Genomic DNA, 19664 nt, shown 5'->3' with positions numbered 1-19664 from the left:
CAGGTCCCTTCCTTACGTCACTTGGCGGCGGCCGGAGCGTCCTCGCCGAGAAGCTTCCCGTCCGAGGTCTCGAACTGCTTCTTGAAGTCCGCGATGGCGTCGGCGACGGCCGTGAGGGTGTCGTCCGACATCTTGCCGCCCTCCTTGATGGAGGTCATGAGGCCCTGCTCCTTGCGGTGCAGGAACTCCAGGAGCTCCTTCTCGAAGCGGCGGATGTCGTTGACCGGTACGTCGTCCATCTTGCCGGTGGTACCGGCCCACACGGAGACGACCTGGTCCTCGGTCGGCATCGGCTGGTACTGAGCCTGCTTGAGCAGCTCGACCATCCGCTGACCGCGCTCCAGCTGCGACTTCGACGCGGCGTCCAGGTCGGAACCGAAGGCGGCGAACGCCTCCAGCTCACGGAACTGGGCGAGGTCCACGCGCAGACGGCCGGAGACCTGCTTCATCGCCTTGTGCTGCGCGGAACCACCGACTCGGGAGACGGAGATACCGACGTTCAGCGCGGGGCGCTGACCGGCGTTGAAGAGGTCCGACTCCAGGAAGCACTGGCCGTCGGTGATGGAGATGACGTTGGTCGGGATGAACGCCGAGACGTCGTTGGCCTTGGTCTCGACGATCGGCAGACCGGTCATCGAGCCCTTGCCCATCTCGTCCGAGAGCTTCGCGCAGCGCTCGAGCAGACGGGAGTGCAGGTAGAAGACGTCACCCGGGTAGGCCTCACGGCCCGGCGGGCGGCGCAGCAGCAGGGACACGGCGCGGTAGGCGTCGGCCTGCTTCGAGAGGTCGTCGAAGATGATGAGGACGTGCTTGCCCTCGTACATCCACTGCTGGCCGATGGCCGAACCGGTGTACGGCGCCAGGTACTTGAAGCCGGCCGGGTCGGACGCCGGGGCGGCGACGATGGTCGTGTACTCGAGCGCGCCGGCCTCTTCGAGGGCACCGCGCACGGAGGCGATGGTGGAGCCCTTCTGACCGATGGCGACGTAGATGCAGCGGACCTGCTTGTTCACGTCGCCCGAGCGCCAGTTGTCGCGCTGGTTGATGATCGTGTCGACGGCCAGGGCGGTCTTGCCGGTCTGGCGGTCACCGATGATCAGCTGACGCTGACCGCGGCCGATCGGGGTCATCGCGTCGATGGCCTTGTAGCCGGTCTCCATCGGCTCGTGCACCGACTTGCGCTGCATGACCGTGGGGGCCTGCAGCTCGAGGGCGCGGCGACCGGTGGTCTCGATCTCGCCGAGGCCGTCGATCGGGTTGCCGAGGGGGTCGACGACGCGGCCGAGGTAGCCCTCGCCCACCGCGACGGACAGAACCTCTCCGGTGCGGGTGACCGGCTGGCCCTCCTCGATGCCGCTGAACTCGCCGAGCACGACGGTACCGATCTCGCGCTCTTCGAGGTTGAGGGCGAGGCCGAGGGTGCCGTCCTCGAACTTCAGCAGTTCGTTGGCCATGGCCGAGGGGAGGCCCTCGACCTTCGCGATGCCGTCGCCGGCAAGGGTGACCGTACCGACCTCCTCGCGCGAGGCCGCGTCCGGCTTGTACGACTGGACAAAGTTCTCCAGCGCGTCCCGGATCTCCTCCGGCCGGATCGTGAGCTCCGCCATCTGGGTTCCCTGCTCTCCTTGTTGGGCCCGAAGTTTCACTTTGGGGGGTATGGGGACTCCCCCCAAGTAAGAGGTGAATCCTCTGCACGGCCCAACCAGGGCCGTAGGTCTTGCGCCGTACGCGCCACGGGTGCTGCCGTGTCCGGTACGGGTGTTGCTACGTATGAAGTTGCGCCGTCAGCCCGCCATGCGGCGGGTGGCCTCGTCCAGCCGGTCCGCGATGCCACCGTTGATGACCTCGTCACCGACCTGCACCCGCACTCCGCCGAGGACCTCGGGGTCCACGTCGAGGTTGAGGTGCATCGGGCGGCCGTAGAGCTTCGCCAGAGCGGCGCCGAGGCGCTGCTTCTGTCCGTCGCTCAGCGGAACCGCCGACGTGACGACGGCGACCATCCGGTCCCGGCGGTCGGCGGCGAGCCTGGACAGGGACTCGAGTCCCGCCTCCAGGCTACGTCCGCGCGGCGCGGTGACAAGGCGCGTCACCAGTCGCTCGGTCGCGGGCTTGGCGCGGCCTCCGAGCAGGCTGCGCAGCAGCTCGCCCTTGGCCGTGCCGGTGGCGGCACGGTCGGTGAGCGCGGCGCGCAGCTCCGTGTTGGAGGCGACGATCCGGCCGAACCGGAACAGCTCGTCCTCGACGTCGTCGAGTGCGCCGGCCTTGTGCGCGGCGGTGAGGTCGGCCGTGGCGGCCAGTTCCTCCAGGGCGTCCACCAGGTCGCGGGACTGCGACCAGCGGGAGCGCACCATGCCGGACACCAGGTCGGCGGTGGTGCCGCCGACCTGGCCGCCGAGCAGGCGCCCGGCCAGCCCGGCCTTGGCCTCACCGGCCTGCGCCGGGTCGGTGAGGACCCGACGCAGCGACACCTCGCGGTCGAGCAGCGCGGTGACGGCGGCCAGCTCGTCGGCGAGCGCGGCCGCGTCCACGGACGTGGAGTCCGTCAGCGCGTCGAGACGCTCACGTGCGGCTGCCAGGGCCTCGCGGCTCGCTCCGTTCATCGCGCGGCCTCGGCCTTCTCCTCAAGCTCACCGAGGAAGCGGTCGATGGTGCGGCTCTGCCGGGCGTGGTCCTCGAGGGACTCGCCGACGAGCTTGCCGGCCAGGTCGGTCGCGAGCTTGCCGACGTCCTGGCGCAGCGCGGACGCGGCGGCCTTGCGGTCGGCCTCGATCTGGGAGTGGCCGGCGGCGATGATCTCCTCACGCTGCCGCTGGCCTTCCGCGCGCATCTCCGCGATGAGCGTGGCGCCCTGCTCCTGCGCCTCCTGGCGCAGACGCGCGGCCTCGTGCCGGGCCTCGGCGAGCTGAGCCTTGTACTGCTCGAGCACGCTCTGGGCCTCGGTCTGAGCGGCCTCGGCCTTCTCGATACCGCCCTCGATGGCCTCGCGACGCTGCTCCAGAACCTTGTTGATGTTCGGGAGGAGCTTCTTGGCGAGGAAGCCGAAGACGATGACGAAGGCGATCAGGCCGATGATGAGCTCAGGGATCGGCGGAACGAGGGGGTTCTCCTTCTCCGCCTCGGCCGCCAGCTGAACCAGGGGGTTCACATCAGTGCCTTTCGTCTAATACGGCTGGTCGTCGTCGTTCGTCCTAGTAGACGAACGGCATGACCAGACCGATGAGGGCGAGCGCCTCACAGAAGGCGAAGCCGAGGATCTGGTTGGCGCGGATCAGACCGGCGGCCTCGGGCTGACGGGCGAGGGCCTGGGTGCCGTTGCCGAAGATGATGCCGATACCGACGCCGGGACCGATGGCAGCAAGGCCGTAACCGACGGAGCCGAGGTCACCGGTGACAGCAGCAAGGGTCTGGGACATGCCAGTTCTTCCTTCTCTTTACGGACCGGTGGGGGTTGGCCACCGGACGATTCGGGGGTGGGAGGGGGCTCAGTGGTGCTCGGCGAGCGCGCCCTGGACGTAGCTGCAGGCGAGGAGGACGAAGACGTACGCCTGGACGGCCTGGATGAAGAGCTCGAAGGCGGTCATGACGATGACCATCACGAACGAGACGCCGGCGTAGGCGATCCCGATGCCGTTGAGCATGTACCAGCTGGCGATCGTGAAGAGCAGCAGCAGGGTGTGGCCGGCGAACATGTTCGCGAAGAGCCGGACGGCGTGCGTGAACGGCCGGACGAACAGGTTCGAGAAGAACTCGATGGTCATCGACAGCGGCAGCACCGGGCCGAGCGTCTTGTCGTAGCCCGTCACGTTCTTGAAGAACCCGACGAAGCCGTGGCGCTTGAAGGTGAGCGACACCCAGGTGACGTAGACGATCACGGCCAGTACCAGGGGGTACGAGATGATCGCCGTGACCGGGAACTGGGCGAGCGGGACGATCGACCAGAGGTTCATCATCCAGATGAAGAAGAAGAGCGAGACCATGAAGGGCACGTACTTCTCGCCCTCGCGCTTGCCGAGCGTCTCGTAGACGATCCCCCGGCGGACGAAGTCGTAGCCCGCCTCGGCGACCATCTGGAGCTTGCCCGGGACGACCTTCGGCTTGCGGAAGGCGGCCCAGAAGAACCCGACGATGACCAGCGAGCCGAGCAGCGCCAGCAGCATCGTCTTGTTGAAATAGACGCTGCTGTCCGCGTCGCCCACGAGGGGCTCGAACAGGAACGAGTGCAGGCCGGGAGCCGGGAAGCCACAACCGTCGAAGAGGTGGCAGTCGGTCTCGAAGGCGAGCACCTGCGTCGGATCAGCACTCACCGCGGGCTCCTTCAGCGTGGCGCATGGGTACGGCAACCTCGTTGTGTCGGCGCGGCGCGCAGCCGCGGTTCGGCACTGGACTGGTGTTACGGATGTGAGGGCGGCTGGGGGGCATCAAGCCTCGCGAATGAGCAGGCGTCAGCTCGGATGCCCGCGCCCGCGATGCCGCAGTTGGCACCGGACGATAGCAGGATCTCCTACGCGCACTTATCCCGGCCCTACTCCTCACGACGAGTGCCCTGTCTTCTCGGGCTTGTCGCCCTTCGAGGACTCGGGTTCGACGTAGAGGATCTTGGACTTCATGTGGGCCCGGGTCTGTGCGCCGATCCACGCGAGGGTGGTGGCGACCAGGGTCAGTGCGAAGGCCTTGGGGTGGAACAACGACGTGTGCTTGAACACGGCGACGAACATGAACAGCAGCAGGATCTGCGCCGCGTAGAGCATCAGACCCATGGCCTGGAACAGATGTGGAAGCGTTTTGGCGGTGCGCTGCAGAACGTAGAGCCCGATCCCCATGAAGAGGATCACGACCAGCGTCGCGACGACAGCACCGACCGCTCCTTCGCCACCGGCGACCACACCGCTGACGACGGCGGCGATCGCGCCGACGGCAGCCGTGGGCACGGCGGCCTGAAGGAGAATCCGGGCGTCATTGGACGGCATGGCGGCAACTCCGCTTGCTAAGGGGGCGTGTCGTCATGGACGAGCGTAGTCCCGGGATGAGAGCGAACCTCACGCCGCAGGACCGTCGCATTCGCGGTCCGTCGGCTCTGTCCCGGGTTCTCGTGAACGGTATCACAAACTATTTGATGAGGTCTTTACCTCGAAGGTGTGCCCACTGTCACACATGAGAGTGAACCCGCGCGTCTGTGCAAGAACAGCGTCGACTTGTCTGGTAATGGGGCGATTTGCCTGCGGGGCGCTTGCCGAACTCTTACCTTCGTCAGCGCGAGGAACCGGCACGCCGTCGGTCCGACAGACGCGAACGGGGGCCAAGTGCCGTCGCTCCGTTGACTCCTGAGACACCGGAGACCCCCGCCGTGACGGGCGCGCGGTGCTCGCGGGCCCCCTCCGCCCCCGGCTCCTCCGCCTCGTCGCGGCCGGCCGCCTCGTGCGCCGTGGAGGTCCCGGCCTCTGCGTCGTGCCCGGCCGCGGCGGCCCTCCTGCGGCGGTAGCGCGGCGGGACGAAGTGCTCGGCCCAGCGCGGGGCGCGCGGGGTGAAGCGGGGCAGCAACAGCAGGACGAGGCCGACCGCGCTCAGCGCCACGACGCCCAGCACGATCCACATGGACGCCGCGTTGACCGAGTACGCCAGCGCGCCGAAGGCGATCAGCGCCGACCAGAAGTACATGATCAGCACGGACCTGCTGTGCGAGTGACCGATCTCCAGCAGCCGGTGGTGCAGATGCCCGCGGTCCGCGGCGAACGGCGACTGCCCGCGCCAGGTACGGCGCACGATGGCGAGCACCAGGTCGGCGAACGGGATGGCGATGATCGTCAGCGGCAGCACCAGCGGGATGTAGGCCGGCACCATCTGGTGCACGGTGTTGCGCTCGGAACCGGAGAACAGCCGCAGCGAGTCGGGGTCGATCTGCCCCGTGATGGAGATCGCGCCGGCGGCGAGGACGAGCCCGATGAGCATCGACCCGGAGTCGCCCATGAAGATCCGCGCGGGATGCATGTTGTGCGGCAGGAAGCCCAGGCACATGCCCATGAGGATCGACGCGAAGAGGGTCGCGGGGGCGGCGCCCTCGATGCCGTAGCTGTACCAGATGCGGTACGCGTACAGGAAGAAGGCGGCCGTCGCGATGCACACCATGCCGGCGGCGAGCCCGTCGAGTCCGTCGACGAAGTTCACCGCGTTGATGGTGATCACGACGAGGGCGACGGTCAGCAGCGTGCCCTGCCAGGAGGTGAGCGCGACCAGGCCGACGCCGGGAATGGGCAGCCACAGGATCGTCAGGCCCTGGACGACCATGACGCCCGCGGCGATCATCTGACCGCCCAGCTTGATCAGCGCGTCGATCTCGAACTTGTCGTCGAGGACACCGATCAGCCAGATCAGCGCCGCCCCGGAGAGCAGCGCGCGCGGCTCGTTGGAGTTGGCGAAGACCGCGTTGAGGTTGGTCAGGTGGTCGGCGACCAGGAGTCCCGCGCACAGCCCGAAGAACATCGCGATGCCGCCGAGCCGCGGCGTCGGTTCACGGTGCACGTCGCGCGCACGGATCTGCGGCATGGCTCCGGCCACGGTCGCGAACTTCCGTACCGGCCCTGTCAGCAGATACGTCACCGCGGCCGTGATGCAGAGCGTCAGCAGATATTCACGCACGGGCTTCCCCACAGGTCTCGCCGGCCATCACAGCCTCACACCCTAGCTTCGCGGGCATATGGTTGTGGACTTCCGGGTAGCGACGATGGTTGCACGCGTGCCCGCGCACGCTCACGCGCCTGCCCCGCCGCGGCTCTCCGATCCGGGATACGGCGGGAATCTCCCGGCCAGCTCCCGCACTTCCTCACGGGCCGACCTCGGGTCGGTCTCGTCCGTCAGCACCCCGGCGAACAGCGACGCGATGCGCGTCATCTCCGCCTCGCCCATCCCCTGCGTGGTCACCGCCGCCGTGCCCAGCCGCAGACCGCGCGCGTCCGGGTGCGGCAGCGCGCAGGTGTCGAGAACCATCCCCGCCGCGGCGAGCCGGCCGCGGGCAGCGCGGCCCTCGACCCCGAGCGGGGCGGGGTCGACGGTGATCAGGTGGGTGTCCGTGCCGCCGGTGACGACCTCGAGACCGCGCTCGGCCAGCGCCCCGGCGAGCGCCTTCGCGTTGGCGACCACCTGGTGCGCGTACCCGGTGAAGGCCGGCGTCGCCGCCTCGCCGAACGCGACGGCCTTCGCGGCGATCGTGTGCATCTGGGCGCCGCCCTGGGTGAACGGGAAGACGGCCCGGTCGACCCGTTCGGCGAGGCCGCCGCCGCACAGGATCATCCCGCCCCGTGGGCCCCGCAGCACCTTGTGCGTGGTCGCGCAGACGATGTCCGCGTAAGGCACCGGGTTGGGCGCCGCTCCCCCGGCGACGAGACCCATGGGGTGCGCGGCGTCGGCGATCAGATGGGCGCCCGCCTCGTCGGCGATCTCCCGGAACAGCGCGTAGTCGATGTGCCGGGGATAGGAGATGGACCCGCACACGACGGCCTTCGGGCGGTGCGCGCGGGCCAGGGCGCGGACCTGCTCGTAGTCGATGAGCCCGCTCTCCGCCTCCACCCCGTAGCCGACGAAGTCGAACCAGCGGCCGGAGAAGTTCTCCCGCGAGCCGTGGGTGAGGTGCCCGCCGAACGGCAGGCCCATGGCCAGGACCGTGTCCCCGGGGCGCAGCAGAGCGGCGTAGGCGGCCAGGACGGCCGAGGAGCCCGAGTGGGACTGGACGTTGACGTGCTCGGCGCCGAACAGGGCCTTGGCGCGCTCCACGGCGACCCGCTCGGCGACGTCGGCGATCTCGCAGCCGCCGTGGTAGCGGGCGCCCGGATAGCCCTCGGCGTACTTGTTGGCCAGCGGTGAGCCGAGGGCGGCGAGCACGGCGGGCGAGGTGAAGTTCTCGGCGGCGATCAGCTGCAGCGTGGTCGACTGGCGGGTGAGTTCGCCGGAGAGGATGTCGGCCAGTTCGGGGTCCTGGCGGCGCAGTGCGGCGGGCCCGGGGTCCTGGCGACGGGCGGACTCGGTCTCGGGGGCGTGGCTCACGGCCGCCATGGGGTGCTCCGGACGAGGAGGGTGACGTACCGCTCACGATAGGCCCGCGGAGCGGGGGGCGCCTGTCGGGAGCGGGGCGCCCGGCGCGGGGTGCGCGGGATGTTGCTTCTCGCCCCCTCCGCCCCTTCCCGTCCCGATGCCGGGGCTGCCGCCCCCGGGACCCCGGCCGCGGGACGGCGGGGGCTGAGCGCGCGGTTCCCCGCGCCCCTGACGGGGCGAGACCCTCAGGCCCTCGCCGGTACTCCCGTCAGGGCCGTCACCACCGGGTCCAGGGCCTCGTGGATCTCGTCGCCGATGGAGCGGAAGAACGGCAGGGGGGCGCCGTACGGGTCGAAGACCTCGTCGGCTTCCGCCGTGGGCGCCAGCAGCCACCCGCGCAGCGCGGCGGCGGCGCGGACCAGGGCGCGGGCGCGCTCGATCACGCCGTCGTCCAGCGGCGGCAGGGTGGCCGGGTCTATGGCCCTGACCAGGCGGGTGAACTCCTTCAGCGTGAAGGTGCGCAGGCCGGCCGAGTGCCCCATGGAGATGACCTGGGCGCGGTGGTCGCGTGTGGCCGTCAGCACGAGGTCGGCGCGGATGACGTGGTCGTCCAGCAGTTCCCGTCCGACGAAGCCGGAGGGGTCCGCGCCGAAGTCCGCGAGGACGGTCTCCGCGTTGGACTCCATGGGCGCGCCCTCGTGGCCCCAGGTGCCGGCGCTCTCCACGACGAGGCCGCCCCACAGGGGGTCGCCGAGCCGGTCGGCCAGGGCGTGCCGGGTCAGCCGCTCGGTGATCGGCGAGCGGCACACGTTGCCGGTGCTGACATGGAGGATGCGGAAGGATCCTCCGGGGGACCCTTCGGCCCCCGTGATCCCCGTGAACCCCGTGCCTATGCCACGCCCCGGGTCAGGGGCTGTCAATTCGCCACCTCGAGGTCGGGTACCACCTTGCGCAGCTCGTCCGCGGAGAGCGAGCCCTGGCGCAGCAGCACGGGCACCTTGCCGGTGACGTCGACGATCGAGGAGGGCACGATGCCGGGCGTCGGTCCGCCGTCCAGGTAGACGGAGACGGAGTCGCCGAGCATCCCCTGCGCGGCGTCGCAGTCCTCGGGGGCGGGGTGTCCCGTGAGGTTGGCGGAGGAGACGGCCATCGGGCCGACCTCGGTGAGCAGTTCGATGGCCACCGGGTGCAGCGGCATCCGTACGGCGACGGTGCCACGGGTGTCGCCGAGGTCCCACTGGAGGGACGGCTGGTGCCTGGCGACGAGCGTGAGGGCGCCCGGCCAGAACGCGTCGACGAGCTCCCAGGCCATCTCGGAGAAGTCGGTGACCAGGCCGTGCAGGGTGTTCGGGGAGCCGATGAGGACGGGCGTGGGCATGTTGCGGCCCCGGCCCTTGGCGTCCAGCAGGTCGGCGACGGCCTCCGAGCTGAACGCGTCGGCGCCGATCCCGTACACGGTGTCGGTGGGCAGCACCACGAGCTCGCCACGGCGGACGGCGGACGCGGCCTCGCGCAGACCGGTCGTGCGTTCGGTCGCGTCGTTGGTGTCGTATCGCCGTGCCATCAGCGGGCCTCCTCGTACACGTACTGCGGGGTCGAAGAACAGGTGGGGGTGCTCACGGAAGTGCCTTGCGGGCGGTCGCGAAGCGCGGCCGGTTGTTGAGGTCCGGGTGGTCGGCCGCGTCGGCCCAGCCCCGCTCCTCGGTGAAGATCCACGGAACCTGGCCGCCCTGCGTGTCCGCGTGCTCCACGACGACGACGCCGCCGGGACGCAGCAGCCGGTGCGCGGTGCGCTCGATGCCGCGGATCAGGTGGAGTCCGTCCTCGCCCGAGAACAGGGCGAGTTCAGGGTCGTGGTCCCGGGCCTCCGGGGCCACGTACTCCCATTCCGTGAGCGGGATGTAGGGCGGGTTGGAGATGACCAGGTCGACCTGGCCGTCGAGGTCGGGGAAGGCCTCCAGGGCGTCACCCTGGCGCAGGTCGACCCTGGACCCCTCGACGTTCTTGCGCGTCCACCTCAGGGCGTCCTCGGACAGCTCCACGGCGTGCACGCGGGAGCGCGGGACCTCCTGGGCGAGGGCGAGCGCGATGGCACCGGAGCCCGTGCACAGATCGACGATCAGCGGCTCGACGACGTCCATCGCGCGCACGGCGTCTATGGCCCAGCCGACCACGGACTCGGTCTCGGGCCGGGGCACGAAGACACCGGGTCCGACCTGGAGGTCCAGATAGCGGAAGTAGGCGTGGCCGGTGATGTGCTGGAGGGGCTCGCGGGCCTCGCGGCGCGCGATCACCTCCCAGTAACGGGCGTCGAAGTCCGCGTCCTTGACGGTGTGCAGCTCGCCCCGCTTGACGCCGTGCACGAACGCGGCGAGCTCCTCCGCGTCGTTGCGCGGCGACGGCACGCCGGCGTCGGCCAGCCGCTGGGTGGCCTGGGCGACTTCCGCGAGCAGCACGCTGCGGCCGTTCGGGGGCCGCCCTCCGAAATGTTGCTGCACGCTGGTCCTCCGGGGCTGAGCTGTTGTCTTACGGCTGTGCGGTACGGGTCCCGTACGGCTCGGGACCCGCCGGTGGTGCGGGGCTCACGCGGACGGGCTCACGCGGACGGGCTGCACACGGACGGGCTCACGCGGCGGCGAGCTTGGCCGCCGAGTCCGCGTCGACGCAGGCCTGGATCACGGCGTCGAGCTCACCGTCGAGCACCTGGTCCAAGTTGTACGCCTTGAACCCGACGCGGTGGTCGGAGATGCGGTTCTCCGGGAAGTTGTACGTGCGGATCTTCTCGGAGCGGTCGACGGTGCGGACCTGGCTGCGCCGGGCGTCGGCGGCCTCCCGCTCCGCCTCCTCCTGTGCCGCGGCGAGGAGCCTGGAGCGCAGGATACGCATCGCCTGCTCCTTGTTCTGCAGCTGGCTCTTCTCGTTCTGGCAGGAGGCGACGACTCCGGTCGGAAGGTGCGTGATGCGCACCGCGGAGTCGGTGGTGTTGACGGACTGGCCGCCGGGACCGGAGGAGCGGTAGACGTCGATGCGCAGGTCGTTGGCGTGGATCTCGACGTCGACCTCCTCGGCCTCGGGGGTGACGAGGACACCGGCGGCGGAGGTGTGGATGCGGCCCTGCGACTCGGTCGAGGGGACGCGCTGCACGCGGTGCACGCCGCCCTCGTACTTGAGGCGGGCCCAGACGCCCTGGCCGGGCTCGGTGGCGCCCTGGCCGCCCTTGGTCTTCACGGCGACCTGGACGTCCTTGTAGCCGCCGAGCTCGGACTCGGTGGAGTCGATGATCTCGGTCTTCCAGCCGACGCGCTCGGCGTAGCGCAGGTACATGCGCAGCAGGTCGCCCGCGAACAGGGCGGACTCGTCGCCTCCGGCGCCCGCCTTGATCTCGAGGATGACGTCCTTGTCGTCGCTGGGGTCGCGCGGGACCAGGAGCAGGCGGAGCTTCTCGGTGAGCTGCTCGCGCTGCTTCTCCAGGTCCTTGACCTCGGCGGCGAAGTCGGGGTCGTCGGCGGCGAACTCCTTCGCCGTCCCGATGTCGTCGCCCGTCTGCTTCCAGGAGCGGTACGTGGCGACGATCGGGGTCAGCTCGGCGTAGCGCTTGTTCAGCTTGCGCGCGTTGGCCTGGTCGGCGTGGACCGACGGGTCGGCGAGCTTCTTCTCGAGATCGGCGTGTTCACCGATGAGGTCCTCGACGGCCTCGAACATCTCCGGCTCCAATGGGCTGTCCCCCGCTCACGGGGAGCACGGGACGCGGGTACGACGTGGGGGTCCCCCGGTCCGGGCGAAGCCGGAGGCCCAGGGGGAAGGGGCTGCACTGCTGCTGCACCGCAAAGCGCCGGTCCCGGTGCCCCGCGACGGGGGCACCGGGAACCGGCGCTGGGGGCTCGCTACTTCTTGGCAGCGGCGGCCTTGCCGAAGCGGGCCTCGAAGCGGGCCACGCGGCCACCGGTGTCGAGGATCTTCTGCTTGCCCGTGTAGAACGGGTGGCACTCGGAGCAGACCTCGGCGCGGACGGTGCCGCTGTCGATCGTGCTGCGGGTGGTGAACGACGCGCCACAGGTGCAGCTGACCTGCGTCTCGACGTACTCGGGGTGGATGTCGCGCTTCAAGGTGTCTCCTAGTTTCGGGAGGGCTCCGGGTCGCAGCCGCGGGATGCGGGGGCGTGAACCGGGGCCGACGTACCAGTCTGCCAGGACTGGCCGCATCCCCCAAAACCGGGGTGGGCGGCGTTCTATTCCCCGGCCCCGGCCTGGGGGACGCCGACGGCCGGCGGGGGCCCGGCCGACGGGCCGGCCGGGGCCCCGTACGGCGCTCAGGAGGACCTGACGACGCCCTTCGCCTCGCCGGTGGCGGTGCCCTCGGTGGCCGCGGCGGGGATCGCCTCGTCGTTCTTCAGGGCGTTCCAGACGAGCCGTGCCTTGGCCTTGTCGACGAGGACGCGGTTGGCGTCGGCCCTGTCGTACTGGACCGGCATCGTCACCATGTCCATCTTCGACGCGCCGATGCCCTTGAGGCCGCTCGCGAAGGACGCCAGGTTCTTGACGGAGCCGAGGTCGGAGTCGGTGGTGACCGTCCTGGTCGCGGTGTCGGCGAGGTCGTACAGCTTCTTGGGGCTGGTCAGTACGCCGATGTCCTTGACCTGCTTGACCAGGGCCTTCATGAACGCCTGCTGGAGCTGGATGCGGCCGAGGTCGGAGCCGTCGCCGACGCCGTGCCGGGTACGGACCAGGCCGAGCGCCTGCTTGCCGGTGAGGGTGTGCGCGCCGGCCTTCAGTCTGAGATGGCTGTCCGGGTCGGAGATGTCCTCGCCGGTGGTGATGTCCACGCCGCCGAGGTCGTCGACGAGCCTCTGGAAACCGCTGAAGTCGACCTCGATGTAGTGGTCCATGCGGATGCCGGTGATCGACTCGACGGTCTTCACCGCGCAGGCGGCCCCGCCGGTGGAGTACGCGGAGTTGAACATCACCTGGGAGGCGGCGGCGTGGACGCCGCCCCCGGTGCCGGTGCACTCGGGGCGGTCGACGAGCGTGTCGCGGGGCACGGAGACCACGCTCGCCTTCTTGTGGCCCTGGTACACGTGCACGATCATCGCCGTGTCCGAGCGGGCGCTGCCGTCGTCGGTGCCGCCGCCCAGCTTCCGGTTGGTGCCGGAGCGGGTGTCGGAGCCGAGGACGAGGATGTCCTGGGAGCCGTTGTCGACGTTCAGGGGCCGGTCGGTGCCGAGGGCCTGGTCGATGTCGACGCTCTTGATGTTGCCGTTGAGCTTGAAGTACAGGTACCCGACTCCGGTGCCGCCCAGCACCACGACGCCCGCCGCGGTCCAGGCCGCGGCCAGCAGGGCCTTGCGCCGCTTGGCGCGCGGCTTGCGGCGGCGTCCCGTGGCGCCGGGGCGCCGGGCGCTCGCGTCCCGCGTGCCGTCGGCGCCGGCCGGGTGGCTCGCGCCGGTGGGACCGCTGGGGCCGTCGGTACCGCTGGGGCCGGGCTCGGCGGGTATGCCGGGGTCCGGGGTGCTCTCGGCAGGCATGTGCTCCTCAGTTCTCGTCCGGTCGGTTACCCCCTGCTTTCAGGCACAGGCGCGGTCGGGGAGACCCTTGCCCTTCCATCGTCGCCCCGTCGACAGGGACGGGGAAACCCGGGAAAGGGTTGCACAACGCACCGTGCCCACCGCGTGGAGCGGTGGGCACGGTGCGTGACGGTGGGAGCCGGACGGGACCGGCTCACCTGCGGATCAGCCGAAGATGTCGTACTGCTGGAATCCGGTGCCGACGGAGATCCTTGTGGCGAAGATCTCGCTCGTCGCCTTGCCGGTCCCCTTGTACAGGTAGAGCGTGCCGCCGGGCGTGCGGGCCAGGAAGTCGGCCTTGCCGTCGCCGGTCACGTCACCGGGGGCGTCGAAGGCGTTGTAGCTGCTCCAGTCGCGCACCTTGATGCGGGAGGAGAAGGCGCCGCTGCCCGCCTTGCCGGTCCCCTTGTACAGGTAGATGTTCGAGTTGCTCCTGCTGCGGGTGATCAGGTCGGCCTTGCCGTCGCCGGTGAAGTCGCCGTGTCCGCGCACCGAGTTGTACTGGTTCCAGCCCGAACCGACCTTGACGCGGGTGGAGAAGGAGCCGGTGCCCTTGCCCGGGTAGATCCACAGCACGCCGGCGGAGTCGACGGACATCAGGTCGGGCAGCGCGTCCCCGGTGACGTCGCCGGGAGCGACGGTGCGGGTGCGCGTCTTCCAGTTGTCGAAGATCTGCTTGGTGGCCCAGGTGCCGCTGGAGGTCACGTAGTGCATCCAGAAGACGGCGCCGTCGGCGCTCCTGCGGACCACGAGGTCCTGGTAGCCGTCCCGGTTCAGGTCGGTCTGCAGGATGACGTTGACGCCGCTCCAGTCGCCCCAGGACTCCCGCGCGGAGAACGACGTGCCCTTGGAGTCCTTCTCGAACCCCTCGTTGTCGGAGTCCTCGCGCACGAACAGGTCGGCCTTGTGGTCGCCGTCGAGGTTGGTGTCCTCGACGCGCGGATAGGCGGCACCGACGTAGGTGCTGACCTTCGAGAAGACGCTGTACGCGCCCGCCTCGACACAGTCCTCGACGCCCCAGGAGACGACGCCGACGATGCGGCCGCCCACGACCAGCGGGCCGCCGGAGTCGCCGTTGCAGGCGCTGGTGGTGCCGGTGTCGCTGCCGGTGGCCGGGGTGCCCGCGCAGACCATGTGGCCCTTGACGAAGTCGGAGCCGTAGGCGCCGGCGCAGGTGCTGTCGGACTGGACGGGCAGGGTGGCCGTCTTCAGGGTCTCGGACACGTCCTCGCTGGTGGAGGTGGTCCGGCCCCAGCCGTAGACCTTGGCCTGGGTACCGCTCGCGTACGAGGCCGTGTCGGTCGAGGTGGTCATCCGGATCGGCTTGGCCGTGACCGGGTTCGGCAGCGTGAGGACGGCGATGTCGTTGTCGATCGTCGACGCGCTGTACGAGGGGTGGTTCCACTGCCGCCAGACACCGGAGACGGTGCCGCCGTGCAGGTCGGTGTCACCGGAGGCGTCGGTGGTCGGCAGCTGCGAACTGTTGGTGACGATCGCGCCGTTGGCGTGCCAGTCGTAGCCCTTGACGCAGTGCGCGGCGGTGAGGATCTTCGTCGGCGACACCACGGCGCCGCCGCAGAAGAAGCCGAGGTCGTCGCCCTCGTCGGTGGTGCCCCGGTCGTCGAAGTACCAGAGCTGGGCCATCCACGGGGCCGACGTGATGGTGGTCTCGGAGCCGCCGATGATCTTCGGGTCGATCCTCGAACCGGACGTCTGGGCGCTCGTGTCCGCGCTCAGCGACGACTTCTTCGTCGTCCGTCCCGCCGTGTCGTCACCGGCGACCGCGCCGGCGACCCGCTTCTGCAGCTCGGTGAGCGTGGGTGAGCTGGTGTGCGGCTTGACGGTCGGCGTCGGCAGGGCGCTCGCGGCGTCCGCGGACGACATCAGGAGCGCGGCCGCGACGGCGGCCGCGACAGCGGCCGCCCCGACGGGCAGCGCGATCCGTATCCGGCGTCTGTGACGACCGCCCCCGGACATGGGTGTGGTCACTCAAGTCCCCCCTCAGAGTCATGAGTTCGTCGGACCGGAGAGCCGCCGGGGGCTGCCGGGGGAATCCCGGTGCACCGAGGGCGAACATCTCTTCGACGAAGTGTGAGGGCGCGATCGTACACCGGTCACAGGGAGCACAAAGGGCCGCCCCGGCACGTGAGACACGTGCCGGGGCGGCCCTTTCGCCGTCTGCTTGCCGGATCAGTCGTTGCCGTTGCCCGGCGACGGCGTGGTCTTCTGGATCTGGAGCAGGAACTCGGCGTTCGACTTCGTCTGCTTCATCTTGTCCAGGAGCAGCTCGATCGCCTGCTGCTGGTCGAGCGCGTGCAGCACACGGCGCAGCTTCCAGGTGATGGCGAGCTCGTCGCTGCCGAGCAGGATCTCTTCCTTGCGGGTACCGGACGCGTCGACGTCCACCGCCGGGAAGATGCGCTTGTCGGCGAGCTTCCGGTCGAGCTTGAGCTCGGCGTTGCCCGTGCCCTTGAACTCCTCGAAGATGACCTCGTCCATGCGGGACCCGGTGTCCACCAGGGCGGTGGCGAGGATGGTCAGCGAACCGCCGTCCTCGATGTTGCGGGCCGCACCGAAGAAGCGCTTCGGCGGGTAGAGCGCGGTCGAGTCGACACCACCGGACAGGATGCGGCCGGAGGCCGGGGCGGCGAGGTTGTACGCACGGCCCAGACGCGTGATCGAGTCGAGCAGCACGACGACGTCGTGACCCAGCTCCACCAGGCGCTTGGCGCGCTCGATGGCGAGCTCGGCGACGGTGGTGTGGTCCTCGGCGGGGCGGTCGAAGGTCGAGGAGATGACCTCGCCCTTCACCGACCGCTGCATGTCGGTGACCTCTTCCGGACGCTCGTCGACCAGGACGACCATCAGGTGGCACTCGGGGTTGTTGTGCGTGATGGCGTTGGCGATCGCCTGCATGATCATGGTCTTGCCGGTCTTCGGCGGGGCCACGATCAGGCCGCGCTGGCCCTTGCCGATGGGCGCGACGAGGTCGATGATCCGGGTCGTCAGCACGCCGGGGTCCGTCTCCAGGCGGAGGCGGTCCTGCGGGTACAGCGGCGTCAGCTTGTTGAACTCCGGCCGCCCGCGCCCCGATTCGGGCGCCATGCCGTTCTGGGAGTCCAGCCGGACCAGCGCGTTGAACTTCTCGCGGCGCTCGCCCTCCTTCGGCTGGCGGACCGCGCCGGTGACGTGGTCGCCCTTGCGCAGGCCGTTCTTGCGGACCTGGGCGAGGGAGACGTACACGTCGTTCGGGCCCGGCAGGTAGCCGGATGTGCGGATGAACGCGTAGTTGTCGAGGATGTCCAGGATGCCCGCGACGGGGATCAGGACGTCGTCGTCGGCGACCTGCGGCTCGGCGATCTCGTCGCGGCCGCGACGGCCCCGGCGGTCGCGGTAGCGGCCGCGACGGCCGCGCCGGCCGCCCTCGAAGTCGTCGTCGTCCTGCGGCCCGTTGTCACGGTCGCGCTGACGGTCCTGACGGCCACCGCCACCACCCTGCTGGCGGTCCTGGCGGTCCTGTCGGTCCGGACGGTCCTGGCGCTGACCGCCGCCGCCCTGCTGGTCGTCGCCCTTGCCGCGGCGGTCGCGGTCACGGCCCCGGTCGCGGTCACGGTCACGGCGGTCACGGCGGCCCTGACGGCCCTCGGCGCCGTCACCGGCGTCGCCACGGCCGTCGGCGGCGCCTTCGGTCCTCTGCTCGGTCTTCACCTCGGTCTTGACCTCGGTGGCCGTGCCGCCCTGCGCGTCGGGGCTGCCGGCCTCGGCGGTGGCGCGGCGCCGGCGGCGCTCGCCGGCCGGGGCCTCGTCACCCGCACGCTCGCTCTCTCCGCCGGCACGGGAGGGGCCGCCGTCGGGCTGGCCGGGGATCTCGATCTGCTGCTGGGCCACGGCCTTCTCGGCGGCGGCGGGCTTCTCGGCCTTCTCCGCCTTCTTCTCGGCGGCCGGCTCGTCGCCCGTGCGCGCCTTGGAGGTGGCCCGGCGCTTCGGCTTGGTCTCGGCGGCGTCGGCGGTCTTCGCCGGGGCGCCCCCTGTGGCCTGCGCCTCCTTGATGACCTCGATCAGCTGGCTCTTGCGCATCCGCGCGGTGCCCCTGATACCGAGGCCGGACGCGACCTGCTGCAGCTCGGCCAGCACCATGCCCTCGAGGCCGGTACCGCGGCGCCGCCGGGAGCCGGCACCGGAGGCAGGCGCGGAGGCGTCCGTGGCGGGCGCGGCAGCGGTCTCCTCGACACGTGCGCCCATCAGATCGGTGGTGTCGCTCACGAAGGGTCCTTCCCTGGAGCGGACGTCGGCCTGTCTGGCTCGGCGACCGGTTGTGCTGTCCGGCTTTGGTCCTTGCTGTGTGGACCGGGCCGGGGCGGTGGTCCGCCAACGCGGCGGAAGACATGACTGGATGATGGCGATTCCCGGAGCCTTGGGCACTCGGTGCCTGGGTTACGCGGCTCGGTCACGCCGGTTCCGGAGCGTGCTCGGCAAACCGCTCAGTGCGAGACACAGTGCGGCTTGGGAGGCTCCCGGAAGAAAGGCTGTCCCTGACGGGGACACGAAGCACCTCGCCATGGTGAGGTCGGGTGCAGACTTGAGGTTAACACTACCGGATCCAACAAACATTCCCCCTCTCGAAATCCGGCAACCGTCAGCTACTGATGGACGCTGAATGGAGCAAGCGGCAGTACGCACGCTCCGGAGGCGTCCAGGTCCAGGCGGTTGGCGGCCCATCCCTCCCCCGCGAGACGGGCGACCTTGTCGGCCGTCGCCTCGTCGGCCAGCGCTAGGACCGTCGGTCCGGCGCCGGAGATCACCGCGGGGACCCCGTCGGCCCGCAGTCGCTCCACCAGCGCCGTGCTCTCCGGCATGGCGGGGGCGCGGTACTCCTGGTGGAGCCGGTCCTCGGTGGCGGCCAGCAGCAGCTCGGGGCGCCTGGTCAGGGCCTCGACGAGCAGTGCGGCGCGGCCCGCGTTGGCGGCGGCGTCGACGTGCGGGACGGTGCGCGGTAGCAGGCCGCGGGCGGTCTCGGTGAGGACCGGCCTGCCCGGGACGAAGACCACCGGGACGACGGAATCCGCGGGGCCCATCCGGATCGCCCGCGCGGCGCCGCCCTCCATCCAGGAGAGCGTGAAGCCGCCGAGCAGACAGGCGGCGACGTTGTCGGGGTGGCCCTCGATCTCGGTGGCGAGCTCCAGCAGGGCCGCGTCGTCGAGCTTGCTGTCCCCGCCTATGGTCACCGCCCGCGCAGCGACGATCCCGGCGCAGATGGCGGCCGACGAGGAGCCGAGGCCCCGGCCGTGCGGGATGCGGTTGGCGCACACGATCTCGAGGCCGCGAGGCTGTCCGCCCAGCAGGTCGAAGGCGGTGCGCAGGGAACGGACGAGAAGGTGGCTCTCGTCGCGCGGGAGGGTCTCGCCGCCCTCACCCGCGATGTCGATGTGCAGCCCGGAGTCGGCCACCCGGACGACCACGTCGTCGTACAGCCCCAGGGACAGGCCGAAGGCGTCGAAGCCCGGCCCGAGGTTGGCACTGGTGGCGGGGGTGCGCACCCGGACGGCGGCGGCACGGAACGCTGGACCGGCCATCGCTCGATGACTCTCCTTGAGCTGCGTGATGTTCTGTGGGGACTTTGATCCGTGTGGGGACTGGGACAGATTCAGTCAGGAATCCGGCGGGATTTCAAATGACTTGCTGAATGGACTCGCGGCACGTACCTCTGCACCCGAATCCCGCAACGGCGGCGCGCACCGCGGCATATGCGGTGGGCGGGTTCCTACAGCTTATCGAAGACAGGTTCTGTGGCGACACAGGGCGCACAGGAGGCGCACGATGCGTGTCGAAAGCCCTGCGTGCACCCCCGCGTGGCCTGCGTGAGGCCCGTGCGGCCGCCCGCCGTGCGGGTGGCCGGGGCGACGGGCCCCGGCCGCGGGGCGACGGACTCCGCGTGGACTCCTGCGCGGCACGGGAGGCGGGCGTGAGGCCGGCCGTTCGTGCGGGACGTACGCGCCCTGCCCTCACGTCCGGCGTGTGGGCCCCGGCGTACAGGATGTACGGGACGTACGGCGGGGTCCGGGGCGATCCGCCGTACGGCGCC

Annotated in this window: 17 protein-coding genes; all 17 read right to left on the bottom strand. The window is 70.4% G+C overall.

Features of this window, described 5'->3' with window-relative positions:
- Nucleotides 1-17: 17 nt before the first annotated feature.
- The 17 genes from atpA to thrB all read right to left on the bottom strand — a co-directional run bounded on the left by atpA (nucleotide 18) and on the right by thrB (nucleotide 19155).
- Nucleotides 18-1607 carry a F0F1 ATP synthase subunit alpha gene (gene atpA / locus ACFY93_RS20670; protein ID WP_391360932.1) on the bottom strand — a complete coding sequence of 530 codons (1590 nt, stop codon included), beginning with the start codon at nucleotides 1605-1607 and terminating at the stop codon, nucleotides 18-20.
- A 177-nt stretch (nucleotides 1608-1784) separates the two neighbouring features.
- Nucleotides 1785-2600, bottom strand: coding sequence for a F0F1 ATP synthase subunit delta (locus tag ACFY93_RS20665; RefSeq protein ID WP_391360930.1), 816 nt, complete (start codon nucleotides 2598-2600; stop codon nucleotides 1785-1787).
- A complete protein-coding gene (locus tag ACFY93_RS20660) occupies nucleotides 2597-3145 on the bottom strand; it encodes a F0F1 ATP synthase subunit B (protein WP_391360927.1) in 549 nt (182 codons plus the stop codon). Before ACFY93_RS20660 ends, ACFY93_RS20665 begins: the two co-directional genes overlap by 4 nt.
- Before the next feature lie 43 nt (nucleotides 3146-3188).
- The gene (gene atpE / locus ACFY93_RS20655; RefSeq protein ID WP_142213658.1) at nucleotides 3189-3413 is read right to left on the bottom strand and encodes an ATP synthase F0 subunit C; all 225 of its coding nucleotides are present in this window, start codon (nucleotides 3411-3413) and stop codon (nucleotides 3189-3191) included.
- Between the two features lie 69 nt (nucleotides 3414-3482).
- A complete protein-coding gene (gene atpB, locus ACFY93_RS20650) occupies nucleotides 3483-4304 on the bottom strand; it encodes a F0F1 ATP synthase subunit A (RefSeq protein WP_391360923.1) in 822 nt (273 codons plus the stop codon).
- 225 nt (nucleotides 4305-4529) lie between these two features.
- On the bottom strand, nucleotides 4530-4967 hold the full coding sequence (locus tag ACFY93_RS20645; protein WP_391360921.1) for a hypothetical protein: 438 nt from the start codon (nucleotides 4965-4967) through the stop codon (nucleotides 4530-4532).
- Between the two features lie 280 nt (nucleotides 4968-5247).
- On the bottom strand, nucleotides 5248-6633 hold the full coding sequence (locus ACFY93_RS20640) for an MraY family glycosyltransferase (RefSeq protein WP_391360918.1): 1386 nt from the start codon (nucleotides 6631-6633) through the stop codon (nucleotides 5248-5250).
- Between the two features lie 111 nt (nucleotides 6634-6744).
- Nucleotides 6745-8043 carry a serine hydroxymethyltransferase gene (gene glyA / locus ACFY93_RS20635; RefSeq protein ID WP_391360916.1) on the bottom strand — a complete coding sequence of 433 codons (1299 nt, stop codon included), beginning with the start codon at nucleotides 8041-8043 and terminating at the stop codon, nucleotides 6745-6747.
- Nucleotides 8044-8267: 224 nt separating this feature from the next.
- Nucleotides 8268-8942 carry a protein-tyrosine-phosphatase gene (locus ACFY93_RS20630; protein ID WP_391360914.1) on the bottom strand — a complete coding sequence of 225 codons (675 nt, stop codon included), beginning with the start codon at nucleotides 8940-8942 and terminating at the stop codon, nucleotides 8268-8270.
- Entirely contained in the window at nucleotides 8939-9586 is a 648-nt protein-coding gene (locus ACFY93_RS20625) for an L-threonylcarbamoyladenylate synthase (RefSeq protein ID WP_391360911.1), read from the bottom strand. The genes ACFY93_RS20630 and ACFY93_RS20625 overlap by 4 nt, the downstream gene beginning before the upstream one ends.
- A gap of 52 nt (nucleotides 9587-9638) precedes the next feature.
- Nucleotides 9639-10478, bottom strand: a complete 840-nt coding sequence (gene prmC / locus ACFY93_RS20620) for a peptide chain release factor N(5)-glutamine methyltransferase (protein WP_391361096.1) — start codon at nucleotides 10476-10478, stop codon at nucleotides 9639-9641.
- A 169-nt stretch (nucleotides 10479-10647) separates the two neighbouring features.
- A complete protein-coding gene (prfA, locus tag ACFY93_RS20615; protein WP_391360909.1) occupies nucleotides 10648-11724 on the bottom strand; it encodes a peptide chain release factor 1 in 1077 nt (358 codons plus the stop codon).
- A 182-nt stretch (nucleotides 11725-11906) separates the two neighbouring features.
- On the bottom strand, nucleotides 11907-12128 hold the full coding sequence (rpmE, locus tag ACFY93_RS20610) for a 50S ribosomal protein L31 (protein ID WP_391360905.1): 222 nt from the start codon (nucleotides 12126-12128) through the stop codon (nucleotides 11907-11909).
- Between the two features lie 203 nt (nucleotides 12129-12331).
- On the bottom strand, nucleotides 12332-13543 hold the full coding sequence (locus tag ACFY93_RS20605; protein ID WP_391360902.1) for an LCP family protein: 1212 nt from the start codon (nucleotides 13541-13543) through the stop codon (nucleotides 12332-12334).
- 204 nt (nucleotides 13544-13747) lie between these two features.
- Nucleotides 13748-15559, bottom strand: a complete 1812-nt coding sequence (locus tag ACFY93_RS20600; RefSeq protein ID WP_391361093.1) for a trypsin-like serine protease — start codon at nucleotides 15557-15559, stop codon at nucleotides 13748-13750.
- Between the two features lie 213 nt (nucleotides 15560-15772).
- The gene (rho, locus tag ACFY93_RS20595; RefSeq protein WP_391360899.1) at nucleotides 15773-17845 is read right to left on the bottom strand and encodes a transcription termination factor Rho; all 2073 of its coding nucleotides are present in this window, start codon (nucleotides 17843-17845) and stop codon (nucleotides 15773-15775) included.
- Nucleotides 17846-18222: 377 nt separating this feature from the next.
- Entirely contained in the window at nucleotides 18223-19155 is a 933-nt protein-coding gene (gene thrB, locus ACFY93_RS20590; RefSeq protein ID WP_391360895.1) for a homoserine kinase, read from the bottom strand.
- Nucleotides 19156-19664 lie beyond the last annotated feature (509 nt).

The organism is Streptomyces sp. NPDC008313 (assembly GCF_042956125.1).
Classification (GTDB): domain Bacteria; phylum Actinomycetota; class Actinomycetes; order Streptomycetales; family Streptomycetaceae; genus Streptomyces.
Note: the sequence above shows the minus strand (reverse complement) of the source record. Positions and strands in the feature narration are given on the sequence as shown.

Bases quoted from the DNA above. Each gene is read 5' to 3' on its own strand.
- ACFY93_RS20625 (WP_391360911.1), bottom strand. From the start codon at position 9,586: ATGGCACGGCGATACGACACCAACGACGCGACCGAACGCACGACCGGT.
- ACFY93_RS20665 (WP_391360930.1), bottom strand. From the start codon at position 2,600: ATGAACGGAGCGAGCCGCGAGGCCCTGGCAGCCGCACGTGAGCGTCTC.
- atpE (WP_142213658.1), bottom strand. From the start codon at position 3,413: ATGTCCCAGACCCTTGCTGCTGTCACCGGTGACCTCGGCTCCGTCGGT.
- atpA (WP_391360932.1), bottom strand. From the start codon at position 1,607: ATGGCGGAGCTCACGATCCGGCCGGAGGAGATCCGGGACGCGCTGGAG.
- thrB (WP_391360895.1), bottom strand. From the start codon at position 19,155: ATGGCCGGTCCAGCGTTCCGTGCCGCCGCCGTCCGGGTGCGCACCCCC.
- ACFY93_RS20645 (WP_391360921.1), bottom strand. From the start codon at position 4,967: ATGCCGTCCAATGACGCCCGGATTCTCCTTCAGGCCGCCGTGCCCACG.
- ACFY93_RS20600 (WP_391361093.1), bottom strand. From the start codon at position 15,559: ATGTCCGGGGGCGGTCGTCACAGACGCCGGATACGGATCGCGCTGCCC.
- prfA (WP_391360909.1), bottom strand. From the start codon at position 11,724: ATGTTCGAGGCCGTCGAGGACCTCATCGGTGAACACGCCGATCTCGAG.
- ACFY93_RS20605 (WP_391360902.1), bottom strand. From the start codon at position 13,543: ATGCCTGCCGAGAGCACCCCGGACCCCGGCATACCCGCCGAGCCCGGC.
- glyA (WP_391360916.1), bottom strand. From the start codon at position 8,043: ATGGCGGCCGTGAGCCACGCCCCCGAGACCGAGTCCGCCCGTCGCCAG.